The organism is Streptomyces niveus (assembly GCF_001723055.1).
GTDB lineage: Bacteria > Actinomycetota > Actinomycetes > Streptomycetales > Streptomycetaceae > Streptomyces > Streptomyces niveus.
In genome coordinates this window covers 25,112-38,493 of record NZ_MDCR01000257.1, presented here as the reverse complement: position 1 = coordinate 38,493, position 13,382 = coordinate 25,112, and the positions used below count along the sequence as shown (strand labels likewise).

Annotated in this window: 12 protein-coding genes; 6 read left to right on the top strand and 6 right to left on the bottom strand. The window is 71.4% G+C overall.

From position 1 onward, the window contains the following. Positions 1-37: 37 nt before the first annotated feature. Entirely contained in the window at positions 38-1,510 is a 1,473-nt protein-coding gene (locus tag BHU15_RS26545; RefSeq protein WP_069629488.1) for an MFS transporter, read from the bottom strand. A 476-nt stretch (positions 1,511-1,986) separates the two neighbouring features. On the opposite strand from BHU15_RS26545, the gene BHU15_RS26540 reads away from it, so the two are divergent. After that, positions 1,987-2,967: a DUF8832 domain-containing protein gene (locus tag BHU15_RS26540; protein ID WP_069629487.1), complete on the top strand. Its 981-nt coding sequence runs from the start codon at positions 1,987-1,989 to the stop codon at positions 2,965-2,967. 134 nt (positions 2,968-3,101) lie between these two features. Here the strand turns inward: BHU15_RS26540 and BHU15_RS26535 are convergent, their stop codons facing one another. Beyond that, positions 3,102-4,028, bottom strand: a complete 927-nt coding sequence (locus BHU15_RS26535; RefSeq protein WP_069629486.1) for an SDR family NAD(P)-dependent oxidoreductase — start codon at positions 4,026-4,028, stop codon at positions 3,102-3,104. A 109-nt stretch (positions 4,029-4,137) separates the two neighbouring features. On the opposite strand from BHU15_RS26535, the gene BHU15_RS26530 reads away from it, so the two are divergent. Continuing rightward, complete coding sequence (locus tag BHU15_RS26530) at positions 4,138-4,803, top strand: TetR/AcrR family transcriptional regulator (RefSeq protein ID WP_069629515.1); 666 nt, start codon at positions 4,138-4,140, stop codon at positions 4,801-4,803. 9 nt (positions 4,804-4,812) lie between these two features. Here BHU15_RS26530 and BHU15_RS26525 read toward each other — a convergent pair whose 3' ends face one another. Beyond that, positions 4,813-5,079, bottom strand: a complete 267-nt coding sequence (locus BHU15_RS26525; RefSeq protein ID WP_069629485.1) for a hypothetical protein — start codon at positions 5,077-5,079, stop codon at positions 4,813-4,815. 122 nt (positions 5,080-5,201) lie between these two features. Between BHU15_RS26525 and BHU15_RS26520 the strand changes: the two genes are divergently transcribed. Continuing rightward, positions 5,202-5,747 carry a Type 1 glutamine amidotransferase-like domain-containing protein gene (locus tag BHU15_RS26520; RefSeq protein ID WP_438284985.1) on the top strand — a complete coding sequence of 182 codons (546 nt, stop codon included), beginning with the start codon at positions 5,202-5,204 and terminating at the stop codon, positions 5,745-5,747. Between the two features lie 62 nt (positions 5,748-5,809). Further along, complete coding sequence (locus tag BHU15_RS26515) at positions 5,810-6,403, top strand: isochorismatase family protein (RefSeq protein ID WP_069629484.1); 594 nt, start codon at positions 5,810-5,812, stop codon at positions 6,401-6,403. A gap of 49 nt (positions 6,404-6,452) precedes the next feature. Here the strand turns inward: BHU15_RS26515 and BHU15_RS26510 are convergent, their stop codons facing one another. The 3 genes from BHU15_RS26510 to BHU15_RS26500 form a co-directional block, all read right to left on the bottom strand. Then, complete coding sequence (locus tag BHU15_RS26510) at positions 6,453-6,818, bottom strand: cupin domain-containing protein (RefSeq protein ID WP_069629483.1); 366 nt, start codon at positions 6,816-6,818, stop codon at positions 6,453-6,455. Then, positions 6,815-7,411: a 3'-5' exonuclease gene (locus tag BHU15_RS26505; protein ID WP_069629482.1), complete on the bottom strand. Its 597-nt coding sequence runs from the start codon at positions 7,409-7,411 to the stop codon at positions 6,815-6,817. The genes BHU15_RS26510 and BHU15_RS26505 overlap by 4 nt, the downstream gene beginning before the upstream one ends. Before the next feature lie 115 nt (positions 7,412-7,526). Beyond that, positions 7,527-8,726: an LPXTG cell wall anchor domain-containing protein gene (locus BHU15_RS26500; protein WP_069629481.1), complete on the bottom strand. Its 1,200-nt coding sequence runs from the start codon at positions 8,724-8,726 to the stop codon at positions 7,527-7,529. 224 nt (positions 8,727-8,950) lie between these two features. Here BHU15_RS26500 and BHU15_RS26495 point away from each other — a divergent pair, with 224 nt between their 5' ends. Next, positions 8,951-12,892 (top strand): trypsin-like peptidase domain-containing protein, encoded by a 3,942-nt coding sequence (locus tag BHU15_RS26495; RefSeq protein ID WP_069629480.1) that lies wholly within the window; start codon positions 8,951-8,953, stop codon positions 12,890-12,892. A 4-nt stretch (positions 12,893-12,896) separates the two neighbouring features. Next, on the top strand, positions 12,897-13,352 hold the full coding sequence (locus tag BHU15_RS26490) for a DUF4913 domain-containing protein (protein ID WP_079128387.1): 456 nt from the start codon (positions 12,897-12,899) through the stop codon (positions 13,350-13,352). The last annotated feature ends 30 nt before the right edge of the window (positions 13,353-13,382 follow it).

Below are 13,382 nucleotides of genomic sequence, written 5' to 3'. Positions count from 1 at the left end.
GTCCGTGTCGGGCGGCGCCGGTGGGTACGGGTGGGTGTCAGCGTGCTTCGGCGGTACGGGAGTTGTCGCGACCGCGGTCGGACGGTGCCTCGTCCGGCGTGGCGGGTGCCGGGGCGGGGCTGGTACGGAGCGTGAGCCAGGCGATGACCGCACCGGCCGCCGCGATGGCGGCGGCGCCCACGAAAGCGGCCGAGAATCCGTCGGTCAGGGCGACGGGGTTGCCGAGTTCCTTCGCTCCGTACGCGGAGGCGACGGCGGTCATCGCGGCCAGGCCGAGGGCCGAGCCCACCTGGTAACTGGTGTTGACCATGCCGGAGGCGAGTCCGCCCTCCTCGGGGCGCGCACTGGAGAGCGCGGTGCCGAGGGACGGGATGAACGCCAGCGCCATACCGGCGGCGGCGAGCAGCGAGGCGGGCAGGACGTCGACCCAGAAGTTGCCGTCGGGGCGGGCGAAGGAGAGCCAGACCATGCCGGCCGCGAGGGCGAACAGACCGGTGACGATCAGCGGCTTGGGACCGAAGCGGGCGATCATCCGGGGCGCCAGCACGATCATCATGATCATGATGGCGACGGTCATGGGGAGCAGCGCGGATCCGGAGGCGAACGCGCCCAGCCCCAGGACCTGCTGGAGGTAGAGGTTGAGGAAGAACCACATGGGGATCCAGGCGCCGGCCATGAGGAGTTGGGCGATGTTGGCGCCGGCGAGGTTGGGGGCGCGCCAGATGGCGAGCCGCATCAGCGGCTCGCGCCGCTTGGCCTGGATCGCGACGAACGCGGCGATCAGCGCCACACCGGCGGCCGGCACCAGCCAGGTCCCGGCCGAGGCCCAACCGGTCTCCGGGGCACGGACGATGGCGTAGACCGCGACGGCGAGACCGGCTGTGACGGTGACGGCTCCCGCGAGGTCGATCGAGCCGCGGCGTGCGGGGGCGGCGGGCATGACGCGCGGGGCGAGGGACAGGACGATCACCGCGATGGGGATGTTGATGTAGAAGACCCAGGGCCAGCTCGCGTACTCGGTGATGACGCCGCCGAGGAACACGCCGGCCGTACCGCCCGCCGGGGCGGCGGCGCCGTACAGGGCGAGTGCCTTGGTCAGCTCCTTCGGGTTGCCGCCGAAGAGCATCATCAGCAGGGTCAGGGCGGACGGTGCGATCAGCGCCGCGCCGACGCCCTGGAGGGCCCGGCCGGTCAGTTCGACCCAGACCTCGCTCGCCAGGCCTGCGGCGAGCGAACCGGCGGCGAGGACGAGCCAGCCGGCGGCGAAGAGCCGCTTGGCGCCGAAGAGGTCGGAGAGGCGCCCGCCGAGGAGCAGCAGTCCGCCGAAGGCGACGACGTACGCGTTGAAGACCCAGGACAGGTTCTCCTGCGAGAAGCCCAGGTCGGTCTGCATCTTGGGGAGGGCGACCCCGATGATCGAGGTGTCCATGATCACTATGAACTGCGCGAGGGCGATGAGCGCGAGCGCCGTCCAGCGGCGTGGATCGGCTGGGGCGGTGGGTGATGGCATGACGGTCTCCTATACGGGAGTGGGGTATTGCCAACTCGAAAGACAACATACCCCCCAGGGGTATGCGATGGCCAGCGAAGGGCTTCCGAGATGAACGGCGCAGGGCAGGCGGGGCGGGGCGGAAGTCAGGAACACATCGGTGCGGCCGTCACCTGCCACCCGGGACGCCCCGCGGACCTGGCCGACGACTTCCGAAACGCGGCAACCGAGGCGTTCACCGAGCAGACGGCGCGGCCGTGGTGGTGGAGACCTGAATTCGGGCGGGTCGGCGTCCGGCACGGCCGTCACCGGCAGCGACCGCAGCGGTCGCGCCATCGGCCGCCCGGCCCGCGCGGACCCGACTTCACCACCCCCGACATACACCCCCTCCGGGTATCCAAGCCAAGAGAGCATCTGACTTGACTACATACCCCCAGAGGGTATGTTGGAGGTGTTCGGCCGCCCTGCGGAGTGGCCCCTTCACGAAGGAGACCCCCATGAACACGGGACTCAAGATCACCGCCTTCGCCGCCGCGATCGCCGCCACCTTCGGGACCGCGTACGGCGTCGGCACGAGCATCGACCCCGTCGTCGCCAAGAAGCCGCCGACCGCTCACGACGAGCACGCCGAGGCGGGTGAGGGGGCCGGCGGCAAGACAGCGGGCGGCCATGAGTCCGCGCCGGCCGGCGGTCTGCAGATCTCGGAGGGCGGGTACACGCTCGCCCTCGACACGCCGCGCGTCGCGGCGGGGACGTCGAGCGTCCTGAGTTTCTCCGTCAAGGACGAGAGCGGGCGCAAGGTCACCGCGTACCAGCGTGAGCACGGCAAGGAGCTGCACTTCATCGTCGCCTCACGCGACCTGACGGTCTATCGGCACCTCCACCCGACCCGCGCCGCCGACGGCACCTGGAGCGTACGGGCCGAGCTGCCCGCGGCGGGCGGATACCGGGCCTTCGCCGACTTCAAGCCCGCGAAGAAGGGCTCGACAGGGGTGACGCTCGGCGCCGACCTGGCCGTCTCCGGCAAGGCCGAGCCCGCCGCGCTCCCGCCCGCCCGCGCCACCGCCGAGGTCGACGGCTACCGGGTCACCCTGGACGGCGCCCTGGCCCCCGGCAAGGCGAACGAACTGAAGCTGACCGTCACCAAGGACGGCAAGCCCGTCACCAACCTCCAGCCCTACCTCGGGGCGTACGGCCACCTCGTGGCCCTCCGCGCCGGTGACCTCGCCTATCTGCACGTCCACCCGAACGGCGAACCGGACGACGGCGTCACCGAGCCGGGCCCGGAGGTCTCCTTCACCGCCACCGCACCCAGCTCGGGCGCCTATCGGCTCTTCCTCGACTTCCAGCACGAGGGTGAGGTCCGTACGGCCGCCTTCACCGTCGACGTCCCGGCGGGTGGGGCCGACGCCACCACCGGAGCGAAGCCCTCCGCAGAGCCCGGTGAGACGGAGGAGATCGACGGGCACGGCCACTGAGGGGCAGTGCACGGCCGGACTCATGCAGGGCACTCCGACCGTGTGTCAGTTGAGCGTGGCGCCGGAGCACGAACAGGCCCACGGCACCCCCCACCGCGACGAGTCGATGACCGCCCCCGCGGCGGAGTGCGACGCTACAGCGACGCGTTCCGCTCGGACCGGGCGACGGGGAACTTCACCCCGGTGAGGTCTTCGGAGACCGCCCACAGCCGCTGCTGGACGGCCACCTCGTACGAATCCGGGCTGGAGGTGACCAGCCGGGGGTGGCCCATGATCTCGTTGCGGCCGCCGGGGCCGTAGTACTGGCCGCCGAGTGCTCCCGGGTCGGTGGCGGCGCGGAGGGTCGGCAGCGCGCCCATCGCCGGCGACTGGGTGATCAGCGGCGCGAGCCAGGTGAGCGGAAGCCGGACGGCCGCGGGGGTGTTACGGGCGAGTTCGGTGCTGGACAGGCCGGGGTGCGCGGCCAACGCGACGGTGGTGCCGTGCGTGGCGAGCCGGCGTTGCAGCTCGTACGTGAACATCAGGTTGGCCAGCTTGGACTGACCGTAGGCGGCGGTCCGGCTGTACGACCGCTCCCACTGCAGGTCGTCGAAGTGGATCGCGGCCCGGATGCGGTGGCCGGTGCTGCTGACCGTCACCACGCGCGAGCCGGGCACCGGCAGCATCAGGTCCAGCAGCAGTCCGGTGAGCGCGAAGTGGCCGAGGTGGTTGGTGCCGAACTGCATCTCGAAGCCGTCCCGGGTGGTCTGCTTCGGGGTGTACATCACGCCGGCGTTGTTGATCAGCAGGTCGATCCGGTCGAGCCGGGACCGCAGCGCGGCGGCCCCGGTCCGTACGGAGTCGAGCGAGGTCAGGTCCAGCGCCCGCACGGTCACGTCGCCGCTCATGCGGGCCGCTGCCTGCTCGCCCTTCTCGACGTTGCGCACGGCGAGCACCACGGACGCCCCGCGCGCGGCGAGTGCCTTGGCGGTCTCGTACCCGAGTCCGGTGTTGGCCCCGGTCACCACGGCCACCCGGCCGCGCTGGTCCGGAATGTTCGTCGCCGTCCACTTCTCGCCCATGTCAGGCTCCCAACCAAGTAACGCACCGAAAGTATCTTGTGTCGACGACGTTAAAGTACCTCCAGTACGTTGTCAACGTACCGCAGGTACCTAAGTTAGGCTGGTGATCGTGACTTTCCAGCGGGCGCGAACCGAGGAGCAGCGCGAGATCCGCCGACGGGCGATCCTCGAAACGGCGTCGGCGATGCTCGACGAGATGCCTGTCGCCGCGGTCACCCTGAACGAGCTCAGCCGGCGCGTGGGGCTGGCGAAGCCGAACGTGCTGCGCTACTTCGAGTCTCGCGAGGCGGTACTGCTTGAGCTGCTGGACCACTTCTTGCAGGAGTGGCTGACGGAACTGGCGGGCGAGTTGGCCGCCGGTGTCGACGAAGATCTGCCCATGGCCGAGCGAGCGGCAGGGGTGGCAGAGATCCTCAGCCGCTCACTCTCCGGGCGCGTAGTGCTGTGCGACCTTTTCGGCGCGCAGGGCAGCGTCCTGGAGCACAACGTCTCCGTCGAGGTCGTGACGCGCTACAAGCGCGCCTCGCTGGAGCGCCTGACAACCTTGACCGCGGTGATCCAGAGGTACCTGCCGGAACTGGGCGAGAACGCGACGCTGTTCAGCCTGCAGACGATGGTCATGGCCGGCGCGCTGTCGGCGTACAGCACTCCCCCACCCAGCCTCCGGGCGGCCTACGAGGCCGAGCCCGACCTGGCCCGCTTCCACTTGGAGCTGGAGGACTCCCTGAAGCTGGCCCTCACCGCGACCCTTCTGGGCGCGCTGCCCCGCCGCTGACCCGCGCCGTCACGGGCTGTCGCCCTGCCAGTCCCAGCGCCCCGGATCACCTGCGCGCGGCCCGTACCCGGCCCGTCCGCCCGGCCCGTACGCCCCTATCTCGGTGACGAGCATCGCGCCGGTACCCAGCTCCTCGTCCGTCCACCCGGTCACGTCCAGGAGCAGCCCGTCCAACGGCCCGGCGCACAGCTCCCGGTAGGCGCGGCCAGGTCGGGGCCCCGGATCGGGGTCGTCATGGTCGGCGCCGTACACCCGACGCCGCATCAGTTCGTCCATCAGGGCAGCATCCCAGCCACCACTGACAACGAGCAGGTGAGCGCCGTCCCGGCGCCCTGTTCGATTGCGGGCGCGGACGAGGCCCGGCATCGTTCGGCAGACCCGAACGAGGAGGCATTCCCGTGGCCGCCAGACCCACCCGTCGTCTCGTCCTCATCGGCGGAGGCGTCGTGTACGTCGGCGGCGGCAACACCGCGAACCTGCTCGCTGTCTGGCGCGCGCACGGCTTGGACCGGCTGCCGCGCGAGGCGTACGACGGGGGGACGCTCATGTGCGGGATCAGCGCCGGTGCGAACTGCTGGGGCGAGGGGTCCCACACCGACTCCTTCGGGCCGCTGACGTTCCTGCCGGACGGGCTGGGCCTGTTGGCGGGGTCGGTGTGCCCGCACTACGACAGTGAACCGGGCCGTCGCCCCTCGTACCGGAAGGCCGTGGGGACCGGCATGCTGCCCGCCGGGTGGGCGGTGGACGACGGCGTGGGCGCGCTCTTCGAGGACGCTCTCCTTACGGAGGCGGTGACGCGGGTCCCGGAGGCGGTCCTCTACCGGTCGAGCCAGGCGGCGAGCGGGCGCTGGCGTGCCGTCTGCTCTCGGGGAGGACGTGACCCGCACCGCCCACACGCGGACCGGCTGGCCCGGACGGGTGTGCGGTCGGTCCGCCGCGCATGACAGGACCGTGAAGGGGTCACCGATCAGGTGCGGACCGAGGATTCCCGAGAAAGAGGTGCCTGATGAGTCGTGCGCTGATCGTGGTCGATGTGCAGAAGGACTTCTGTGAAGGTGGCAGCGTTCCGGTGAAGGGCGGTGCGGACCGGGCCGCCGCCATCGCCGAGCTCGTTCGGGGCTCGGCGGGCGGCGAGTACGCGCGGATCGTCGCGACGCGGGACCACCACTACGATCCGGGCGACCACTTCTCCGACCGGCCCGACTACGAGAACTCCTTCCCCGTCCACTGCGTGGCCGGCAGCGAGGGAAGCGACTTCCACCCCGGCTTCGCCGCGACCGCCGCCTCGGACGCGGTGGACGAGGTCTTCTTCAAGGGCGCGCACTCCGCTTCGAAGAGCGGTTTCCAAGGTGCGACGGAGGGCGGTACGCCGCTGGCCGACTGGCTCCGCGCCGAGCACATCACCGAGGTCGACGTCGTCGGGATCGCGACCGACCACTGTGTGAAGGCCACCGCGCTGGACGCCGTCGCGGCGGGCTTCACCGCGCGGGTTCTGCTCGACTACACGGCGGGGGTCGCCCCGGACACCACCACCCACGCCCTGGCCGAGATGCGGGAGGCGGGAGTGGCGCTCTCCGGGCAGCCAGTCGTGCACGGTTGAGGACGGTGGAGGGCAGGGGCCGCGGACGGGTCATTGGCAGCCGGACCGATCACCGGCCAGGTGTACCGCCCGGCACGGACGGCCACCGGACGGTCAGCACCACCGACTCCTCCTCCGCGAACCACGAGTGGTCGGTGCCGCGGCCCCACACCACGTAATCACCCTGTCGCTCCAGAAGCACGCTGCGGTCCGGGAGTTCGACGCGGAAGCGGCCGCTGATGAGAACCAGGAGAGCTGTGCGCACCTCACCTCTCACCCAGCTCGCCCGCTCGTCGCCAGGTGGATGGACGCCCCACTTGATCTCGACGGCGTCACTGTGGCGCGGATCGCCGGCGTCCTTGAAGTGGCCGAGGAGCCATCCCCGGTCCAGCGTCGCGTCCTTGCCCGCGTTGCCCACGTACACGGTGTCGTTCACCCTGTCGGGCCCCGGCTTCCAGTCTCGGTCCGGTCGGTGGGCCAGTCGCCGCGCTTCGCCAGGTTCAGGATCAGCGCGGCGATGTTCCACGCGTCGTCGTCGCCCCGGTGGTGGCGGCCCTCCAGCGGAAGGCCGGCGCTCGTCAGGGCCTGGGCCATGCCGGGCCGTCGCCGCAGGCCGTAGGAGGCGGTGAAGGCGACCTTCGCGTTGGTGTGGCGGCTGCCGAACGGGTACTCGGTGCCCGTCCGCCGGCACTGGCGGGTGAACTGATTACGGTCGTAGTCGCCCCAACTGGCCCAGGGCAGCAGTCCCGTTCGGTGCTGGGCGGCCAGGGTCCGGCAGGCCTCGGCGTACGACAGGCCGCCGTCCACCTCGGCCCGGGTCAGCCCGGTCAGCTCCGTGCAGAAGGGGCTCACCTCCGAGCGGGCGGGTCGTACCAACAGCCGGTGCCTGGCGAGGCGTTCGCGCGCGCGCAGGTCGACCACGGTGAGCCCGATCTCGATGATCTCGCTCACCTGGCCGGGCGGCGGCCGGCCCTCCCAGCATGTCGCCTCGACATCGACCACGTTCAGCAGGTGCTCGCCCTCGTCCATGAGGAGAGAGCGTAGGAAGCGGCGACGCTCCAGGTCATCCGGATTTCACGGGTCGCGGCCGGCATTCGGTCCTCTCGAACGCCGGCCGCGAGTGGTGCGGAGATGCGTTGACGGATCAGCCCGTGTGCTGCGCCCGCCGGCGGCGTACCGCGAAGAGGCTGCCCGCGCCCACGGCCACCGCGGCCACCGCACCGAGTGCGAGCGGCAGCGCCGGGGAGGAGGAGCCCGTCTCGGCCAGGTGGGCGTTGTTCGTGGTCGGGTCGTTGCCGCCGGACGAGGAGGAGCTCCCGGTTGAGGAGGAGCCGCCGGTCGAGTCGGTCGAGCCCGGCGAGCCGGTCGAACCCCCGCCCGTCACGTCGAGGCTGATCTCCGCCTTGTCGTTGGTCTTGTCGGGGTCGAACGGGCGGTCCTCGGTGCTCAGTGCCACCGAGCCCTTGGCACCCGCCAGCTCCTTGTCGATCTTCAGCTTGATCGTGTACGTCTCGCCGCCGCCCTCGTCGACCCACCTCTGGCTCGTTCCGCAGGACAGCGCCTTGCCCTTGGCCTCGCAGAACCCGTCGGGCTTGACGACCGACGTCCCGGCGGGGGGCGTGATCAGGACCTCGACGAGGGGGTCCCCCTCCCTGGTCAGCACCCAGGCAGGCCCGGCGTTCCTGAACTTCGCCTTCAGCGTCACCGTGTCGCCGACCGCGCCCTTCAGGTCGGCTCCCGTGACCTCGTAGTCGGCCTTGTTGACGGTGGTGACGGGTACGTCGACGAAGTCCTTGGTGGCGTCGCCGCCGGCCGCGCGCTCGACCAGTTCGACCGCCGGGGCGGTTCCGGCGACCGGCGTCGTGGCGGCTTCGTCCAGGTCCGGGTAGTAGTCCCGCACGGTCATCCGCAGGTCGTCGTTGAGCGCCCGGTCCAGTGCCTTGATCGCGAGGGGCTTCTTCGGCTCGTACAGGACGCCGGGCTCCAAAGCCTGCTCGAACGCGCACACCACGTTCGACTTCTCGGTCATCTCGTCGTAGGACGGGACCTGGTGCGCCTCGCAGTTGGACGGGATCTCCGCGTAGTCGAGACCTCGCGTGACCGAGTAGGAGACCCAGACCTTGTCGACGGCCTTCGTGCCCTTGTTCGCCACGACGAGCGACGGGTCGAAGCTGGTGCCCGGCTTCACACCCTCGACCGGGGCGACGTCTCCCAGGACCAGTTCCGGGGCGGCCTCGTCGGCGAAGGCGGTGGGCGCGGCGGCGCACATCGCGACCAGACCGGCGGCGCTCAGCGCGGCGACGGCGGTACGGGAGGTGCGGCGGTTGCGTGGGGGGATCGGCATGGAACGAACCTCTGCAGAACGGAACGCGGGCAAACGGACAGTGGACTCCGGGAGAACAACTCCTCGATCTCCAAGACACCTCTTGGCGCCGAACGGTTGCACCCGCACCGGCGGTCCGGCCGTCGCGCGAGACCTCGCCCTCACTTACGCAGCCCCCGCGCGCGCACCGGCGCCTACACTGTGTGGCGCGTGACGCAGGGGCAGGGCCGGCTGAGCGGGGGCGGATGGTGCAGACGGATCAGGTTGTCCAGGTGCACTGCGGAGAGAGCGGCTTCGGCAGCGGCTATCTGATCGCGCCACGGCTTGTCCTGACCGCCTCTCATGTGGTGCCGCCGCCCCACGAAGAGGCGACGATCACTCTCTCGGAGTCAGGCGTTTCCGCCGCGGCGGTGGTGCGGTGGCGACGGTACGACGGCGACACCATGGACGCCGTACTGCTGGAGATCCCGGCCGACCGGGCATGGACACCACCAGCGACGCTACGTGACGCCTTCGGCCGACGCCCGCAGCGCTGGGGCCGGTTGGTGACGGGCGGTACCGAAGTACCGGTCTCCGTCACGGGATTCCCGCGGCAGCAGCGCGTCAAGCGGGACGGGCAGCAGCGGGCGGAGCGCCGCCGCGAGTCACTGGCGGGCCGGGTCAGACCGCACGGTGGCTCACGGTCCTTCGAAATCCTCGACGAGGCAGGGCTGTTGGAGGTCGACACCGCCGCGAAGACCACCCCGTGGTCGGGGATGTCAGGCGCGGCTGTCTTCCTGGCCTCCGAGGATCTGCTCCTCGGCGTCGCACGGGTGGATCGCCGACCGCGCCACGGCACCCGGCTGGCGTACACCCGTAGCGAGGATCTGCTGGCGTGTGCGGACTTCCGCGCGGTGGTCCGCGAGGCGACGGGCGTCGACCCGGGACCCGAACCCGCCGAGTTCGCCCGCTTGTTGGAACCGACGCCGCCCAAGCGCGAGGTGACATCGGCGACGATGCTGCTGCGGGCGGACGCCGAGGTGGTGTCCTTCCACGGCAGACAGGACACGCTCGAAGAGCTGGAGGCGTGGTGCCTCGCGGATTCGGACGGCCTCCCGTCCGCCCGCGTGCTCACCGCCCCGGGCGGGCAGGGCAAGACGCGGCTGGCGCGGCAGCTCGCGGCACGGCTGCGGGACAGAGGATGGGTGGCCGGTCAGGTGCGTCGGACGCACGGCGATCTGGACGCGCTGCGTACCGTCCAGCACCCGCTGCTCCTGGTCGTCGATTACGCGGAGACCCGGCCCGAGCTGGTCAGGGAGCTCCGGGAGCGGACGGCCGAGGCCAGGCATCCGGTCCGGCTGCTGCTGCTCGCCCGCTCGCGCGGCTCCTGGATCCGGGCGACCGGCGCGGTGCGGGAGATCAGACTGCACGCGCTCAGCCCCGCCCCCGACGAACGGGAACACGCGTTCCGTACGGCGGCCCGGGACCTCTCCGGCCGCCTGGCGGAGGTGACCGACGGGAACGTCGACTGGGCCCGGGTGGCGGACGCCCTGCCCGCCGGCCGGCCGCGAGGGGCACCGGGGGCCGAGACGGCGCTGGCCGTGCAGATGGCGGCCCTGGCGACGCTGCTGCGTCACGTACGGGATCCCCGGGAGGAGGAGATCACCGTGGAGGACCAGCTCCTGGGGCACGAGGAGCGGTACTGGTCGGACACCGCCCGCTGGAGCAGGGAGCGCCGGGAGGGTCTGCGCGCGCAGGCGGTGGCGGCGGCCGTACTGTGCCCCGCGCGCGACGAGTTGGAGGCGCGCGAGACCCTGGCCCGCCTGCTGCCCGACGAACTCCCCAGCCTGACCGGGGACATCGCCGCGTGGCTGCGCGACCTGTATCCGCCGACCGAGGACCGCTACTGGGGTCAACTGGAGCCGGACCGGCTGGCGGAGTACCACGCCTCCGAGCAGGTCGTCGCCGACGGCGGACTCCTGTTGAGGCTGTTCGCGCGGGCCCCGGACCATCAGCGCGTACAGATCCTGACCGTGCTGGCGCGGTCGGCCGTGGCCCACGCCAACGAGGACCGGGCGGACCGGGCGCACGCCGTCATCGGGCAGTTGCGCCAGGTGCTGCGGTCCGTGCCCGACGACGTGCCGCTGACCGCAGGCGTACTGCGTGCCCACTCCGACACCCTGCCGGAGAAGTCCCATGTGCTGCGCGACTACGCGCTCGACGTCGCCCGTGAACTGGCCCGGCTGTGTCCCACGACGGACCACACGCCGCAGGCGCTCCGGGACCGCGCCTGGGCCCTGCACCACGTGGCCGAGCGGCATCTCGCGATCGGCGACTGGGACGACGCCCGGCAGGCGGCCGACGAGGCGGCGGCGATTCGCGGCCGACTGGCCGCCGACGACGGGGCGGCCACGCTCCGTACGGAGTGGGCCGACTCGCTGCTGGTGCAGTCGCACGCCCTGCGTATGACGGGACGGCTGCCGGCCGCGTACGACGCCGGCCACCGGGCGCTCGACCTCTTCCGCGCGCCGGCGGAGGAGGACGGCGACGAAGAGGAGGAGAGGCGCGAACGCGGGCTGGTGCGGGCGCTGATCAACCAGTCCCGGGTGGTCTGGCAACTCGACCCGGAGGCGGTCCCCTTCGACCAGATCGCCCGGTCCGACGACCACACGGCCGAAGCTGTCCGGCGAGCCCGCGAGCTGACCAAACGGCGCCCCGATCTGGAACCGCTCCTGCTGCCCAACGCGCTGGTGGCACGGAGCACGGCCCTCTGGCGCTTCCAGCGGCACGCGGAGACCCTGTCGCCGAGCCAGGAGGCGGCAAAGACCTCGCGCCGACTGGCACGGGAGAACCCGGACGCCTATACCGCCGACCTCGCGCGCGCCCTGCTGGGTCTGTCCGTCGACACCCACGGCTCCTCGCGCGCCGAGTCGACGGCGCTCCTGGAGGAGGCCATCGAACTTCTGCGCCCGCAGGCTCGCGACCTGCCGCGCGTTCACCTCTCCTCGCTGGCCCAGATGTGGCACAACCTCGCCTGGGATCAGCTCGACTCCGGAGATCGGCGGGCGGCGCTGGCATCCATCGCGGAGGCCATCGGCCATCGCCGGGAGCTGGCGCGCGGTCCGTACGCGACCGAGCAGCCCAGCCTGGCCAGGTCGGTGCACACCCTTGCCCGCTTCCACGTCGAGGCGGGGGAGCATCACACGGCGGTGGAGCTCTTCGAGGAAGCTCTCGCGATCTACGCGCAGGCGGAACTGCCGCTCAGCGCGAGCGATTTGAACGGGCAGGGCTCCACCGCTCTCAGCCTCGCGTACGCCTACGACGCCGTCGGTCGCCCGGCGGACACGCTGACCGCCCTCAACCAGGCCCTCGACATCCAGCGCCGTCTCAGTGACTACGGCCAGCTCTACACGGAGGACTACGCCCGCAGCCTCCACGACGGCTCCAGTCTGTACTGGAACCACGACCGGCATATCGCGGTCCGGATCCTGCTGCGCCAGGCACTGCCGCACTACCGCCGGCACTCCCGTGTCAACGAGGAGGGACGCCGGGGGCTGGCCTCCTGTCTGCACGACCTCGGCACCAGTTACGGCACACACTGGGCAACGACCGAGCGGGCGGTTCGGGCCCTGCGGGAGGCCTACCAACTGCAGTTGGAGCTCGCGGCCGAGGACGTGACGCAAGAGATATGGCTGGCCGGCACCGCCGCGGAGCTGAGCCGTGCGTTGCTGGCGACAAGCCGCTTCCGCGAGGCCGTACGCGTCTCGGAGACCGAAGTGAGCGTCCGGCGACGGCTGTTGGTCACCGCACCGGCCGACCAGGAGCGCCCCCTGTGCCGCGCTCTGCTGAGGCTGGCCGACGGACGGGCGATGGCAGGGGAGACAGCTGCTGCCTGGCGCACCGCGGTCGAGGCTGAGGAGCTGTGCCGGACGTTGGCCGGTCGGACGGACGAGCCACCGGATCGGACCGCGTTCCTTCTCGGTCGCCTGGCCGGCACGCTGAGTCTGTGTGGTCGCCACGACGGACGTCTGGCCGTCCGGGCCCTGGAGCCCGCGCGGCGGTCCGTCCGGCTCTACCAGGGCGTGGTCGAACGGTCCCCGGACAGGCAGGCCGATCTGAGATGGGCGGTCGCGGTTCTCGCGAAAGCCCTTGACCGTACGGGCAGGCACGCCGAAGCCATCGATGTACAGATACGCAGAGGAGCATGACGCCGTGACATCACCACTCCATGACGAGGGGCGTGGCGAGTCCGCCGAGGACATCCGGCAGGACGAGGAGAGCGCCGAGCGTGCGGCCGGACTGTTCTACGGGAACGTCAACGAGTTCGTCACCGACCGGTTCATCTACTTCGTCCAGCGTCCCAACGCCGCTTCCGGGCAGGTGTGGTGCCCGGAGTGGTACCGGCACGCCCAGGCGTTGTCCCGGCTGGACTCCGTGTGGCGCGCCTGGGAGGCGCTCCGCTGGGACGCCGGCATGGGACTGTCCAGCTGGTGGCTCAACCACGCCGACCCGCACCTGCGTGCCCTGTTGGACCCCGTCACGGGGCCGTTCGCCAACTGCGCCGACGGCCATCAGGACCCCCGGCCGCTTCCGGTCATGGACCCGCCGGAAGGGCTTTTCCTTGACCAGCGGGAGCCGGGCGGAAGGGACCCGTTCTCGCTCGACTGATCCCGTCGCCGCGAGCGCCCCGGGCCACGG